17 protein-coding genes are annotated in these 14,076 nt (G+C 58.0%); 10 read left to right on the top strand and 7 right to left on the bottom strand.

Annotated elements, in window-relative coordinates:
• Positions 1–104 precede the first annotated feature (104 nt).
• Positions 105–374 (top strand): DUF2312 domain-containing protein, encoded by a 270-nt coding sequence (locus tag AC1RT6_RS16085; protein ID WP_079446052.1) that lies wholly within the window; start codon positions 105–107, stop codon positions 372–374.
• A 256-nt stretch (positions 375–630) separates the two neighbouring features.
• A complete protein-coding gene (locus AC1RT6_RS16080) occupies positions 631–792 on the top strand; it encodes a hypothetical protein (protein WP_173815918.1) in 162 nt (53 codons plus the stop codon).
• Between the two features lie 126 nt (positions 793–918).
• Here AC1RT6_RS16080 and AC1RT6_RS16075 read toward each other — a convergent pair whose 3' ends face one another.
• Together AC1RT6_RS16075 and ykgO are read right to left on the bottom strand one after the other, a co-directional pair.
• Positions 919–1,587, bottom strand: coding sequence for a tetratricopeptide repeat protein (locus AC1RT6_RS16075; RefSeq protein ID WP_079446051.1), 669 nt, complete (start codon positions 1,585–1,587; stop codon positions 919–921).
• 251 nt (positions 1,588–1,838) lie between these two features.
• Positions 1,839–1,964 (bottom strand): type B 50S ribosomal protein L36, encoded by a 126-nt coding sequence (gene ykgO / locus AC1RT6_RS16070; RefSeq protein ID WP_011314284.1) that lies wholly within the window; start codon positions 1,962–1,964, stop codon positions 1,839–1,841.
• Positions 1,965–2,317: 353 nt separating this feature from the next.
• Here ykgO and AC1RT6_RS16065 point away from each other — a divergent pair, with 353 nt between their 5' ends.
• Together AC1RT6_RS16065 and AC1RT6_RS16060 are read left to right on the top strand one after the other, a co-directional pair.
• On the top strand, positions 2,318–2,623 hold the full coding sequence (locus AC1RT6_RS16065; protein ID WP_079446050.1) for a hypothetical protein: 306 nt from the start codon (positions 2,318–2,320) through the stop codon (positions 2,621–2,623).
• A 161-nt stretch (positions 2,624–2,784) separates the two neighbouring features.
• Positions 2,785–3,999, top strand: coding sequence for an EAL domain-containing response regulator (locus tag AC1RT6_RS16060; RefSeq protein WP_079446049.1), 1,215 nt, complete (start codon positions 2,785–2,787; stop codon positions 3,997–3,999).
• Between the two features lie 40 nt (positions 4,000–4,039).
• Here AC1RT6_RS16060 and AC1RT6_RS16055 read toward each other — a convergent pair whose 3' ends face one another.
• Both AC1RT6_RS16055 and AC1RT6_RS16050 read right to left on the bottom strand, forming a co-directional pair.
• Positions 4,040–4,339, bottom strand: a complete 300-nt coding sequence (locus AC1RT6_RS16055; RefSeq protein ID WP_493029539.1) for a hypothetical protein — start codon at positions 4,337–4,339, stop codon at positions 4,040–4,042.
• A gap of 138 nt (positions 4,340–4,477) precedes the next feature.
• A complete protein-coding gene (locus tag AC1RT6_RS16050; protein WP_472791487.1) occupies positions 4,478–5,413 on the bottom strand; it encodes a LysR family transcriptional regulator in 936 nt (311 codons plus the stop codon).
• A gap of 171 nt (positions 5,414–5,584) precedes the next feature.
• Here AC1RT6_RS16050 and AC1RT6_RS16045 point away from each other — a divergent pair, with 171 nt between their 5' ends.
• Positions 5,585–6,283, top strand: a complete 699-nt coding sequence (locus AC1RT6_RS16045) for a pirin family protein (protein ID WP_472791486.1) — start codon at positions 5,585–5,587, stop codon at positions 6,281–6,283.
• A gap of 177 nt (positions 6,284–6,460) precedes the next feature.
• Here the strand turns inward: AC1RT6_RS16045 and AC1RT6_RS16040 are convergent, their stop codons facing one another.
• Positions 6,461–6,886 (bottom strand): hypothetical protein, encoded by a 426-nt coding sequence (locus tag AC1RT6_RS16040; protein WP_493029538.1) that lies wholly within the window; start codon positions 6,884–6,886, stop codon positions 6,461–6,463.
• A gap of 10 nt (positions 6,887–6,896) precedes the next feature.
• The gene (locus AC1RT6_RS16035; protein WP_472791484.1) at positions 6,897–7,478 is read right to left on the bottom strand and encodes a hypothetical protein; all 582 of its coding nucleotides are present in this window, start codon (positions 7,476–7,478) and stop codon (positions 6,897–6,899) included.
• A 119-nt stretch (positions 7,479–7,597) separates the two neighbouring features.
• Between AC1RT6_RS16035 and AC1RT6_RS16030 the strand changes: the two genes are divergently transcribed.
• On the top strand, positions 7,598–8,326 hold the full coding sequence (locus tag AC1RT6_RS16030) for a hypothetical protein (RefSeq protein ID WP_472791483.1): 729 nt from the start codon (positions 7,598–7,600) through the stop codon (positions 8,324–8,326).
• A 124-nt stretch (positions 8,327–8,450) separates the two neighbouring features.
• Here AC1RT6_RS16030 and AC1RT6_RS16025 read toward each other — a convergent pair whose 3' ends face one another.
• Positions 8,451–8,666 carry a helix-turn-helix transcriptional regulator gene (locus AC1RT6_RS16025; protein ID WP_472791482.1) on the bottom strand — a complete coding sequence of 72 codons (216 nt, stop codon included), beginning with the start codon at positions 8,664–8,666 and terminating at the stop codon, positions 8,451–8,453.
• A gap of 79 nt (positions 8,667–8,745) precedes the next feature.
• On the opposite strand from AC1RT6_RS16025, the gene AC1RT6_RS16020 reads away from it, so the two are divergent.
• The 4 genes from AC1RT6_RS16020 to AC1RT6_RS16005 form a co-directional block, all read left to right on the top strand.
• Positions 8,746–9,564, top strand: coding sequence for a YqaJ viral recombinase family protein (locus tag AC1RT6_RS16020; protein ID WP_472791481.1), 819 nt, complete (start codon positions 8,746–8,748; stop codon positions 9,562–9,564).
• Complete coding sequence (locus tag AC1RT6_RS16015; RefSeq protein WP_472791480.1) at positions 9,548–10,690, top strand: ERF family protein; 1,143 nt, start codon at positions 9,548–9,550, stop codon at positions 10,688–10,690. The genes AC1RT6_RS16020 and AC1RT6_RS16015 overlap by 17 nt, the downstream gene beginning before the upstream one ends.
• Positions 10,687–11,955: a DUF2130 domain-containing protein gene (locus tag AC1RT6_RS16010; RefSeq protein WP_472791479.1), complete on the top strand. Its 1,269-nt coding sequence runs from the start codon at positions 10,687–10,689 to the stop codon at positions 11,953–11,955. The genes AC1RT6_RS16015 and AC1RT6_RS16010 overlap by 4 nt, the downstream gene beginning before the upstream one ends.
• Positions 11,956–13,428: 1,473 nt before the next feature.
• The coding region (locus AC1RT6_RS16005; protein WP_493029549.1) for a MotA/TolQ/ExbB proton channel family protein at positions 13,429–14,076 on the top strand (648 nt) is incomplete at its 3' end.

Below are 14,076 nucleotides of genomic sequence, written 5' to 3'. Positions count from 1 at the left end.
GAGTGTCGAGTTTCATTCAAATGTGACAGGCGGCCGGTGTATCCGAGCTCACAGTCCCAACGTCATCTTTCATAGCAGTCATCGTTCATATCAGGAGTAACAGGATGGCCATCGCTGTCGCCGCCACGGAAGAACCCGCGACCAGATTCGCGAAGGACCAGCTCAGGGCCATCATCGAGCGCATCGAGCGGCTAGAGGAAGAAAAAAAGACCATTTCCGACGACATTCGCGACGTCTACGCCGAGGCCAAGGGCAACGGATATGACGTCAAGGCGTTGCGAACGATCGTGAGAATGCGCAAGCAAGACGCCAACGAGCGTCAGGAGCAGGAAACGATCCTGGAAACCTATATGCACGCGCTTGGAATGCTGTGAGGCGCGGGCGCGGTAAGCTGTCGACCTCCGGACTTGGTCGACCTCCGGACTTGCAGGAGCGCCGCGTAGAGTATCCACGGTTGCAATCTTAGGGCCCATGCCCGGATTTTGTATTCTGGCGTGATCGGCCAGGATTGAAACGGCTTACCTCGGCCTCGTCCCTTATCCTCATAATCCACAGGAACGCGAATCGGCCTGCAGAAATTATTCACGTTCTTGGTGGAAAGTGGGGCGACTTCAACCGGAGTGGAATCAGATGAGTTTTGAGGCAGGCGAAGCCGTCATAGATGAGATCGTGGCGTCATGCGACGGCGACATGCGCGGCGCGCTGATGGCGCTCCTGATGATCAACGAGAAACTTGAGGATGAACTGCAACGGCTTTATGCGGCAGTCCGCGAAGGCAATACGCTGCATTAGTGGCCTTCCTCACCGCCGCCCTTCATACTTGCACTGTTAGTCGATCGGGCGATCGTCAATGACGATCTTGGTTTAGATCCAGCGCTGGAGCGTAGCGAAACGCCCTGGGTTTCCGCCCCCCGGCGATCAGATATCGCGCCCTTCGACCTTTTCAGTCAGGCTCTTGACCAGTTCCTGCACTCTCTCGAGATAGGGATTGATCGTGATCGCCTTGCGGAAGGCGTCAAGCGCACGCTTGTCATCACCGAGCTCTTGCATGACCACGCCGAGACCTGCAAGCGCTCCGAAGTGGCGCGGCTCGCGGCTCAGTACCTGCTCGATATCCTCAAGCGCACGCTGATAGTCGTTGCGCATGTAGTGCAGGGTCGCACGCCGGCTCCATCCCTCAATATACTCGGGATGCAGCTTCAGAACCGCGTCGAGCAGCTTGAGCGCGACGTCGAGTTGTTTGGCGTCCGTCGCCGTTTTCACGCGTTGCATTAAAAGCAACGTCGTGTCGCTTGAAGACTGACTCCACAGCGCCAGGATTTGGGCTTCCACATGTCTGGCGCTCTCCTGGTCCGGCGCGGCCTTGAGAGCTCCCAGGAGGAAATCGAGTCCGCGAGCCGTTTCTTTCGGGCTTTTCGGCAGCCTCGATGGCGGCCGCGGCAGATCGCTTGGCCGAGTGGCCTCAGGCGGCGTGGCCTGCGGAGAGCTGCGCGGTGGGGCTTGAGTGGACGCGACGGCCGGCGCCAGAGCCCCAGCGAGGGCAAGCATCGTTAGGACACAACCGATCGCGGAGATTCTCTGTTGCATTCACAAGCTCCGGAAATCGCGCGAGCTTGTCGAGCCTACACTACAGCGGTTCTCCGATCCACGGATCGATCCCACTCCGGCGTCATGCTGAAGGGCTCGACCTTCTTCGCGATCAAGCCAGGCGTGAGGACAATCGAGGTGTTTTCCTCAACGTAGGACGCTATAGACACAATAAACCCCGGCAAAGCCGGGGCATCAACGAGCTGTGATAACGATTTACGGACGACGTGCCGTAACGGAATGTGTGTGAATCAACCCTGACGAGCCTTGAAACGCCGTTGTGTCTTGTTGATCACATAAACCCTGCCCTTACGACGAACCAGACGGTTGTCGCGATGACGGGAGCGTAGGGATTTCAATGAATTACGGACCTTCATGGAAACGTTCCTGATCTTTCAAAGTCCGTGTACGAAGGCCGAGAAAACAGCAAACGCAAGGCTCGCGGACAAACCGCTCGGGACGCGCGGTTCTAGGCCATCGTGCCGGGGACTGTCAATCCAAACAACCACCTGCATTTGAATTTCCAGCGTCCTGATCCTATTTTCATGTCAGGCCCCCACACAAGGGCAAGCTCGGCGTGTGCGAGACGGGACAGCCAAGCAGCCGCAAAACCAGATTGGACGGAGAACTTTCTCGGCAGTAACATCTTCAAGCGCGCCGATGGCTCGTAGTGAAGACAAGGAACATCGCGAGAGCCAGACGGCGACGGACACATGTTTGGAGGTCCGTTATGAAATCGCACCGACTTCCCTTTGAAAACAGATGGACTAACGGCGAGCACGCTTGGCAGTGGCATTGCGAACTGGAGCGGCTGGGAGTGTCCACGGTCAGGACCATGTTCGCCGATCATGAAATACATCGAAGCAGGAGGCAGGTGGTCGTATACGATATCCCGCCGGAATTTGTCCGGGACTGGCTGGCATTCCACGACCGGGACAAAACGAGGCGGCAGCGCCTTTGGCAACTGATTTTCGCCGTGGTGGCAATCGCCGCATTGGCGATCGCGGTGGCAGCCTTCCTGCGAAGCATGACTTGAGTCCACCGACACCTTCGCGGCAGCAGGTTCCCGTCGATTCAATCTTGAATTGCTTTATCAAGGTTAACGATGCGCGGACATTCTCCGGTGCATAGCCGGAACGATCCCTCGTGCGGCCATACACAAAGTCTCACTTTGGCCGCCAGCGAGGGGGCTCAAATATGACCGACACAGCCAAGCAGGACAACCAAATCGCGGAAACGCCTTTCGGCAAGCGAAGGATGAAACCCCGCGCCTGCATTGTCGAAAGCAAGCATCACGTACGATCCCTGCTCAGCGAAGCCCTCGAAGAACAGGGTTTCATTCCGCATGCCTGCGCAACGCTGGACGACCTCGATACATCGTTGCGCTCCGATTTCCCCGACGCCATTGTCATCAGCTTCTCGATGAACGGCCTGGCGGTTTCGGACATCTTGAACCTGCTCGCGGTGCGAGCCTGCGCCGCAAGTGTGCTGCTGATCGGCCGGCCGGATGCGCCTGCCGTCAAGGCAGCCTGCGAGCTCGGAAAAAATTTGGCGCTCGACCTGCTGCCGGTCCTGCCGACGCCTTTCAGCGACAGGGACCTGCACGCACGGGTCGCCGCCCTGGTGCCGGCCGAACCCCCATCGCCACCGGTCGATGTGGCCGAGGCGCTCGGCGCCGGCTGGCTCGAACTCTGGTATCAACCCAAGATCAACGCGCGAAGCCTTTCGCTGGGCGGCGCTGAAGCACTGATCCGGATGCGCCACCCGAACTGGGGGATCGTGCCGCCAAGCCATTTCATTCCTGATGCGGATGATCCACACTTCCGCGCGCTGTCCGACTTCGTCATTGGCCGGGTTTTCCAGGACTGGCGCTATCTCGTCGCCAAGTCGGGGAGCATCCATATCTCCATCAACCTGCCCCTTGCCTTCTTCACGGACGCCAATGCCGTCGAAGTCCTGCGCATGCAGTTCCCGAATCATCCGGCCTTCGACGGCATGACCGTGGAGGTCGATGGCAGCGAAGTCGTGCAAAATTTACCGCTAGCGGTAGAGGCTGCGCATCGGCTGCGGTTTCACAACATTGGCCTGTCGATCGATGATGTTGGCACGGAATGGCCGGCGCTAGCCGCGCTGAACGAATTTCCATTCGCTGAGATCAAGCTCGATCGCAAATTCGTGGACGGCAGCTCTTCCGCGCGGCTCAAGCGTTCTGTCTGCCGCCAGATCGTCGATCTGGCCAAGAGCCATGGCGTCAAGACGGTGGCTGAGGGCGTCGAGACCCGCGACGATTTCCTGGCGATGCACGGCATCGGCGTCGATTTCATCCAGGGTTTTCTGTTCGGCAAGCCGATGACCACCCGGAAATTCGCACGCAACAGTCGTCAACGTCCAGCCTTCGTTCCTGTGGCCTGAAGTGGCGCGTATGGTCGGCGTCTGTCAGCACGGCCAGTGACTATTGGTGACTGCCTGCCTTCACCACACCTCCAGTTGCTCTTGCCGCGATATCATCGCCGGTCGCCTCGGCATTGGACTCGAACACCGCGCGGCACGGCCCAGCGAGCTGAGATTGATTCTGCCGCAGGCAGGCGACAATACGGCCAACGTCGGGAATCTCGCTGCCGCATAGCTTGAAGACGTCCGGCGTGCAGGCCATCCTTTGGGCGAACGTGCCGCGATATTCGTCCGCGTGCGCGGCGGCCGCGATGCAGCCTGCCAGAATTCCGGAAAACAGGACAACTCCGTGCCTGAGCATGTGTCACCTCGTCCAATGCTTCACACGCCGACACCTCCTCAAACCTTTGAGGCGACAGAAAGGTTCGTTTCAGGCAATAAAATGGGGGTAGCGTGACTTTGTCGAATGCGTTCCGCACTCGGTCACCGCACTCTCCCGCTATGTCGCGCGACGAGACGCACTTCCCTTGCGTCGTCTTGGACGGGCGAGTTGATCGGCAAGATAATCGATCAACGCATCGACGCGCGCCGGCCGCGGCCCGCCCGGCGGCATCACCAGATGAACCGCGCCCTCCACCTGCTTCCAGTCCTTCAGGAGAACTTCGACCTTCTTCGCGGCAATGGCATCGCCGACGATGAATTCCGGCAGGTCGGCGATTCCGAGTCCGGCGATGACTGCGGGCAGCAACGCCTCGCCGTTATTGACACGCAATTGACCGGATGGCCGCACGGTTGCCTCTTCGCCGCGCGCATTGACGTAGCGCCAGATTCCGGGCGTCGACAGATAGGCGTAGCCGAAGCAGCGATGCTGAGCGAGATGCATCGGATGCGTCGGCCTGCCGTGCGCCTTGAGATAGGCCGGCGACGCAACGGTATGACGCGGCATCGGACAGAGCCGCCGCGCGAGCAGTGACGAATCGGGCAAGCTGGCAATCCGCACGCCCAAGTCGAACCCCTCCCCGATCAGATCGACCATCGCGTCGCTGAAATGAAGATCCACCGAAACCTCGGGATACTTCTCAAGGAAGCCAGGCAGCAGCGGTGCGATCACTTTGACGCCGAACGTCATGGGCACCGCCAGTCGCACCAGACCGCGCGGCACTGTTGATCGTGCCAGCGCCTCGCTCTCGGCCGCTTCACCATCTGCGAGCAGCCGCGCGGCGCGTTCCGACAGATTCTTGCCGGCATCCGTCAGCGCCAGACGGCGCGATGTTCTGTTGAAAAGGCGGGCGCCGAGCCGCTCTTCAAGCCGACTGACGGCCTTGGAAACCGTCGCTTTCGACAGGCCCAGATCGGCCGCCGCACCAGCGAAGGACCGCAGCTCGACAACCTTGGCGAAGATCGCCAGCGCCTCGAAATCCGGAAGTCTCGCCATCACACCGCCCTGCCCACCATGGGTAATTTTTAGAAACAATGAGTTTCAGTAGTTTCTATTTATATACTCATCCGGAAGGCATATTCCAATCCTCGAGCAAGGCCGGTCGGCAGCGCGGCAATGGGAGCCGCAAGGCCCGATGGTCACACGGATAATTGGAAAGGACAGGTCATGATCGAACTCAGACCCTTCAACAAACTCGGCGGCGCCGATCACGGCTGGCTGAAGGCCAGGCACCACTTCTCGTTCGCCAGCTACTACGATCCCAAGAACGTGGGGCACGGCAGCCTGCGCGTATGGAACGACGACGAGATCGCGCCGAACAGCGGATTTCCGCCCCATCCCCACGCCAACATGGAGATCATCACTTACGTTCGCGAAGGTGCGATCACCCATCAGGACAGCATGGGCAACCAGGGCCGCACCGAAGCGGGCGACGTGCAGGTGATGAGCGCGGGCTCCGGCGTGCGGCACTCCGAATACAATCTGGAGCCAGTGAAAACCACACTGTTCCAGATCTGGATCGAGCCAACGAAGGATGGCGGCGAGCCCGCCTGGGGTGCAAAGCCTTTTCCGAAAGGCGATCGCTCAGGCAGCTTGGTCACGCTCGCTAGCGGATTTAAGGCCGACAGCGACGCGCTGCCGATCCGCGCCGATGCGCGCGTGCTAGCCACAACGCTGAAGGCCGGTGAGAGCACAAGCTATCCTGCGGACAGAACACGCAATCTGTATCTCGTCCCCGCGGTGGGCGCCGTCGAAGTCAACGGTCTGCGCGTCAACGCCCGCGATGGCGCCGCCATTCGCGACGAAGCGACCGTGAACATCACCGCGCTAGAGGATTCCGAGGTGGTGCTGGTCGACGCGGCTTGAAGCCGTCCACCCAACGCAGCGAACGCGGATGCGCGGCTTGATCGCCGCGCATCTTCCCTCAACGCGGAAACCCGAAATGGCAAAAGTTCTCGTTCTTTACTATTCCGCATATGCGTCAATCTCCAGTTTTATTCACCGCGACAACGGCTGAGATCAAATATAAGTTGTTGATATTAATCAATTAATTGGCTTCGTTTTGGCAGTTTCAATGACTCGTCGCGCTCGTTCCCGCATTGTGACTGCGTATCGTTCGTAGCGATCTAATGCTCCCAGCCGGCGGAGGGCTTTTGCATTATCCCCTTCGGGGACTTTTGACAGTTCCGCAAGCGCTTCCGATTGGGTCTTGCGAATCTTCGATACGTGGACCTGGGCTCGTGCAAACTCCTCGGCGGCTCGCTCCATATCTTGATTTGCATCCTCGCCGAGCAATTTCCGTTTCAATGAATTCACTTGTCGGATACTCGCTGGATCGAGCGCGAGGCCTAGCGAAAATCCATGCCTCAGAGCATTACGACTCGAATGGAATTTCCCGAGCCCGCTTTTGGGCCCCGTGCTGCGCGTGGCGTTGCGCCGATTGGCCGCGATCTGCTTTTCGCTTGCCATCCTATTACACTCAATCTTTTCGCAAACGCTGAATTCTTTCCCTTGGTATTTTTGCACCCTTCTCATTTGCCGTCGGCACAGAATTCCTCGAACTCGCTGCCCTCTTGTTTTTCAGATGGCGCTTGATAATTCGATTGCGGCCGCCTTCCCTTCGATCGATCATGGCGTCGAGCGCGTGAATGCTGGCCATACGTAGGTGCAACGCATTAGCGTTGATATCTTCGATCGATATTTCAAGGTCAAGCACCAGATCTTTGGCAGCGCGCTGCCGTTCTTCGGACCCGCCAAAGTAATCTTGTGCTGCCTTAAACGCCTTATCAGTATTCTGACCGAAAGCCGGGCCAAGCAGCATCGCTAGTGACTGCACTCGGGCGCTTCTGACGATTGCAGTTTGCATGTCTTTCAAAAGCTGCTCTTCCTCGACTTTATGGCTGATGTCTCGTGCCTCGATTTTCTCGAAGATATTTATCGGCGCAATTTCGCGCTCGACGTCCTCGCTCAGCCTTCGCAACCGGTCCAGGCTCGTCCGATCAGCAAGCGTCGGCCGACCTATCCAATCGTCGACCCGATCAATCTCAGCTCTTTTCGCCATGGGGTTGCCCTTGTACTGAACTAGGGATTCGGCCCTCTTGAAGCGTGGGAAATCGTAATTTACAACGGATGGCCGCCGCTAATAGTAGCTGAACCTTTATCAACTACAAGAGATCGTATGTGACTCGGAGCCTGATTTCACTCGACAGTTGGCAGGTGATCGACGCAGCCCTATGCCCTGACGACGGATTAAGTCAAAACTGGAACTTTCATATCCGGAACGGCAATATCATCTTGCTGAACCGCAGCTTCAGGCGATCTTGCAGCACTGGCGTATTCTTGCTCCGGATCATGTGTCCAAGGCGAGCCACCGATATCGTCCCTGGAGTTGCTGTTCTCGCGCATCCAACGTGGGAGACACTTCCTCGAATTATTCCTCTGGCCGGAATACCGACGGCTATCCCGCAAGACCGCGACTGGCGCTTTATATGTCCGATCAGAAAGACTTTAGAACAGATCCTCTACCTCGATTCCGAAAGCACGCTGTTTGTGTCACGCAAGGCATTGGGGCGGCGCCAGCGGCGATCCGATTTTGCTCGCATCCTGCGGGCTCTTGAGCAGATCCTTCGTTTGGAGGAGAAACACGGCGCACTTGATGAAATCCCGCCCACCATGAGCCCTTGGCTTTACAGCCAATTCAAGGATGCGCGTGAAGCATTGTATCTTGAATGGAATCTTGCATTCAGCGGCGTGCCCGAAGATATTCTTGATAGCCACGGCTTTGGCAAATTTATCGCTACGTCAAGAGTGCGGTCAACAAAACGTGCCGCTGGTCAAACCTACTTTCTTGACAAAAAAGGCTCGCTAAAAATGAGCGCCACACTGAAAAAACGCCTTGGGATACTTTGAACTGGGATAGGGTCGCCGCCTGCATGGACCCGACACTCGCTTTGCAATTTTAGCAGGCGACACCCTCCAATGCGATGCAGAACGCTTTTGCCAGCAGCGTAGTCTAGCAGATCCGTAGGGCGGCTCACCGTTGAGTAGCTTTGCGCAACCTTACTCCTGCGCCCCCGCCGTTCTCTTCGATAAATATTATGCCCTCGCGCGAGAACACCCGTCTGATCAAGTCGAGGGTCTCGGGCTCTCCTGCGTAGCGACCAACCTCAATGTTGGTAATTGTGTTGCGGTGGAGCCCAGTAGCTTCTGCCAAATCTCGAACAGTCCAACCTAGAGCGGCTCTTGCCATTCGAACCTGTGCACTTGTCACAAGCATAAGATTGTGCTTTTGTCACATGTGCTAATGGCATATGTCATAGGAGTGACCTATGGGAGTTCTAGAAAAAACAGACAGGAAAACGTTCATCGGAGGGTCCGATGCCCGAATTATCATGGCGTCAGCACAGGATAAACTGATTCGTCTGTGGAGAGAAAAGCGGGGAGAAATTGCGGCGGAGGATTTATCGGGTAACCTCGTGGTGCAACTAGGGACCGCCACCGAAGACCTCAACCGTCGTTGGTTCGAACAGAACACAAAACATTCGATCAAGGATGTCCAGCGGCATATTCGACACCCGGTCATCAAATGGATGGCAGCCACCCTCGACGGTCTTGTCGAACAAACGGGCGCGGTGTTTGAAGCCAAATTCATGCTGCCGTGGACATTTTCCGAAGAAATGGCCGCTGAAAAGCACATGGCGCAGCTTCAGCACAATATGTGGGTTACCAATGCCCGTTCAGCCATTCTGTCCATCATCACAGGGGGCGGCAAATGGGTCGAGATGACTATCCATGCTGACCCTCTTTATCAACACCTGCTTTTGACCGCAGAGAAAAAATTCTGGCGCTGCGTCCAGAATGGCGAGGCTCCTCGACTCTTCGGGGTTGAACCCCCTCGAGCACGGTTGGAAGCCGTCCGAGTGGTCGACATGAGCGCATCCAACAGCTGGGCTGAGCTAGCCTCCATCTACCAACGAACGAGAGAAGCTTACCAGGAACATGAGAGCGCCAAGAGCGACCTCAAGAAGCTCGTGCCGGAGGACGCCAAAGAAGCTATGGGCCATGGCATCCGCGCAAAGCGATCAAAAAGCGGAGCGGTTAGTTTCGAATTAGCAGATAGGGAGGCCGCCAATGCACAGCTCCAGTGAAACCATTGGCGTGATCGCCGCCGCCTTAGCCAAAGCTCAAGGAGAACTCGTCAATCCCGAAAAAAACCTGACCGCAACCATCAGTTCGCCATTTCCTCGTGAAGAAGCCAAAACCTTTCGCTACGCATCCTTGGCTAGCGGTCTCGATACCATCCGCAAGAACCTTAGCGCCCACGAGATTGCAACCATCCAAACCACGGTGATCGACCGGGATCAAATCCGCCTTACCACGCTTTTAGCCCACGCCTCGGGGGAATGGATTGCGTCCGACTGGCCGGTCTGCTCGGTGGCTGATCTGGCTGCACCGCACAGAATGGGCACCGCGCTCACATATGCGCGCCGCTATGCGCTGTTCGCATTGGTCGGCATTGCCGGCGAAGACGACCTCGATGCTCCGGATCTCGCTGCCGAGCCGTCACCGCCCCCTAGGTCTCCTACAACTCCCAATGTTGCACGCAGGCAACGTAGTGGCACCCGACATCTGCCTCCGCAGCTCGGTCCAATCCCCTCGGCCACGTTGCGCGACCAGATGCTCGCCGAGATCACCGAGATCACCGATAGCGACGGCTTGGCGACGTGGATCCACCGTCGGATGCGGGACAAGAACACGCTGACAAATGCCGACGCGCGCGCGATCGAGGAAACCTGCGAGGCGCTTCTACGGATCCACGGCGATAACATGGTCGGCTCGATCCCCAACCCGATAGACCCGTCCCCGCCTGGGGGAACCAACGACACTCCTTGCCTGTTGGATGCGGCTCCCACGCCGGCATCGGGTCGGCCAACCGTTCGGCCGCTCATCAAACCTCGGCGCCGGCGCAGCAAGGCGCATCTGGCGTTCGTCGCGGCGCAGCCTTGCCTGATCTGTCAGCGCACTCCATGCGACGCCCATCACCTCAAATTCGCGCAACCCAAAGCCTTGGGGCGCAAAGTCAGCGACGAGTTCACCGTGCCGCTGTGCCGGGACCATCATCACGAGCTGCATCGCCATGGCAATGAGGCTGCCTGGTGGGCGAATCTAAAGCTGGCGCCGCTGGAGGTGGCGAAAGACCTTTGGCGGACCGACCCCGCCCACACGCCATGTCCATACAGCGAACCGCCGACACCGGCGGGGACGATGCCATGAGCGATCCTCGGATCGTGTGCCCAAACTGCCGTATGTCGATCGGCTTGACCGACACCGTGGTCGCACCGTTGATCGCTCGGGCTCGCGAGCAGGTCGAACGCCAATTCGCGCGAAAGGACGCGGAGTTTTCAAAGCGGGAATCCAGCATTCGCAAGATGCGGGATGCGCTTGCCAAGACCCGCAAGACGATCGACGCCGAGATCGCCAGGAAACTGCGCGCAGAGCGGACCTCGATTGCTAAATCCGAAGCGAACAAGGTTCGCCGCGCGTTAGCGGGCGATCTTGCGGAGCGCGATCGACGCTTGGCCGAACTGCAGCGCAACCTGAACGTCAACAGGTCCAAGCTAGCAAGCGCCCAAAAGGCCCAGGCTGAGGTGATGCGCAAAGCACGCGAACTCGATGATGCCAAACGTGAACTCGATCTGAGGGTAGAGGAAAAGGTGCAGGCCTCACTTGCGAAGGTGCGCAGCACCGCGAAAGCCGAAGCCGAAGATCACCTCAAGAACAGGGTCGCCGAGAAAGAAACTCAGATCGCTAGCATGAAGCGCCAGATCGAGCAGCTGCGTCGCAAGGCCGAACAGGGTTCGCAGCAACTGCAAGGCCAAGCACGCGAGGTCGAAATGGAGGCCTTGCTTTGCCAGCGCTTTCCCGGCGACCTAATCGAACCGATACCAGTCGGTGTATCGGGTGGTGACATTCTACATCGCGTGCGTGGCGCCGCCGGTCAAGCCTGTGGCACGATCCTATGGGAGTGCAAGCATACCCGGACCTGGAGTGACCGCTGGCTCGCCAAATTGCGCGACGATCAACGTGCGGCAAAGGCCGAGATTGCATTGATCGTGTCAAGCGCGTTACCCAATGGTATTGATGGCTTCGGTTTCATCGACAACATCTGGGTGACCGCGCCCCGTTTCGCGGTTCCGCTGGCCATGGTGCTCCGCCAATCACTGATTGATCTGGCCGACACCCGCCTTGTCCTCGATGGACGCCATACAAAGATGGAGATGGTCTATCAGTACCTCACCGGTCCCCAGTTCCGGCAACACATCGAGGCCATCATCGAAAAGTTCTGCGAAATGCAATCCGATCTCGCTAGCGAGCGCAGGGCCACCTTGCGACTATGGGCCAAACGCGAAGCCCAGCTCAATGGGGTCATCAGCGCCAGCGCACGCTTCTACGGTGATCTTCAGGGGATCGCTGGACGCGCTATACCGGACATCGATAGCCTAGAACTTCTCACGATCGAAGACAAGTCTGTCAGTTAGTGCAAATAGATGCACTTTATGGACCGCCCTAATGATGTGTGTTCTAAAACCAGAAATGAACAGGATACTGATGCGTTCGTTTGCTCAGCAATTTTTGCAACAACCAAGTGAACCACTCCATATAAATTCGAGAATCTAGGACCTGCGATAATCATCCTGAATTCGGATGATGTCGTCCTCGCCGAGATAGCTTCCTGCAGACCGCGACCAACCTGGGGTCCGCCATAAAGCCGCGCACCGTGCCGGGGTCCGCAGCGTTTGCAGACCGTCAGCAATTGACCCCGTAACGCTCGCATGCCCAAGGCCGGCGAGCGGCCACCAGCTACGCTCCGAAAAGGCGCGTAAGAAGAAGTGATACCACGTAAGCGGTATCCGACCGTGTTCAACTTCATCGAGCAGGGTTCTTTGGCCGCGGCCGGAAAGTTCATAGGCAACAGACAGCCTCGCGGAGCGCAGGTGAAATCTAGCTTATTCCAAGGTCTTTGTCGTCGAGCTAAAGTACCGCTCCGGCATCGAGATTGATGCCCGAACCGGATCGGGATTGGTCGCGCATTAAGCTCACGACTTACCGGTGAGTCTTTGATTGGCCCTGCTGGGCGACGGTATGTGTTGAAGTTGCAGCTCATGCCGCACGAGTGCAAGTGGCTGCGATGTCGACTAGATAGCGGCTGCGCTAGAGACGGTCTTGCCGCCTTGGGCGCGTGGCAACCCTGATTGAGAGCATCGCGGGCCCGGCGGAAGATTGCACCGCATATTTGTTCGCTCGGCTTACGGACATTACGCGTAACTGGCTTTGATCGACTAATAGTCGCAGCTTGCGAAGCTAACCCGATTGCCCTAGGTTGTTAAATCGGTTGGAGCAAATCCTGTGCTTGCGACGTTGAGGAAAAGGTTTGCGAGCATCACTGTTGCGGCGTTTTACGCGCTGGCGATGGTGACGTTGGGCGTGGCACATCAGTCTACCAACCAGCATCAGGCCTCTATTGAGCTCGCCAAGTACAATCTTCCGGACGGCTCTGTTCCGGCCCTATGCTCCAGTGACGCGGGCAGTACGGACGAAGACCCCACGGTCCCGAAACCGGCCTGCTGTAATGCCTGCACACTTATTTCTGGTCCTGGCATCGCCGGTGAGCTCCATGTTGTCGGCTCCGATCAAATCGCGTCGCAGACGCGTTTTTCGCGCGATAGCTATCCATATCAGCCCATTGTTCGAGCCTCTGACAATTTCCTGTCACGAGCGCCTCCAGGCATGGCCTGACACTTTGCCGCGACGAGGAAACAGCGCGGCACTCATCAAATCCTGACATAGCTGGTGATCGGCTTGTGCAGATTCTCTGCCCCAAGCATTCACAGGCTTGAACTTGCGGTCAGCTATTTGACCCGCATGGAAGGTATCCCGTGTCCATTCCCATTCATGTTCACATGATCGCTCTACGGCTCGCACCAGTCCCGATCGCCATCGGCGCGTTATTCATGGCTTTCTGTTCGAAACGGATGTCCTCAAGCTGGGATCATGCTCGAATCTCCGGCGTCGCAATTGCCGGCATAGTCCTGCTGATTAGTCTGTCGGGCTCGCTTCACGCACAAGAGCGTCCACAAGGCCCACCGCTTATCACCGCTCCCAACGCTTCCTCCGGCTTACCCACATCGGGCACATCGTCCACCACTGGTTCTGACCTTAGAAAGACGCCGCCGCCACCCAGGCCGGATGCTACCTTGCCAGTTTCTTCGTCTGCATCGCCGCCCTCATCCGAGACGTCCTCCATCGAGGCCGCGCCGTCCCCCGCCGGTGACGCCGGCGCCAACCTGCTGGAGCAGGCGTCACCTCACGACCTGTCTCCGTGGTCGATGTTTATGTCGGCCGACATCATCGTCAAGCTGGTGATGATCGGTCTTGCGTTCGCCTCGCTGGTGACGTGGACGATCTGCATCGCGAAAATGGTGGAGCTGTCGCTGGCGCGGCGCAAGCTCGGCGCGGCGCTGACGGAGATCAGCGAGTCACGTTCGCTGGCGGAAGCGCAGATGGCGCTCGGCGACAAGAACAGCGTGCTGGCGTCGTTGCTGGCGTCGGCGATGCACGAGGCGCGGCTGTCGGCCGGAATTTCCAGCGACGCCGGCATC

The sequence above is a fragment of the Nitrobacter sp. MLSD-S21 genome (assembly GCF_058809865.1).
The sequence above is the reverse complement of the archived record's forward strand: the minus strand, read 5'-3'. Positions and strand labels throughout refer to the sequence as shown.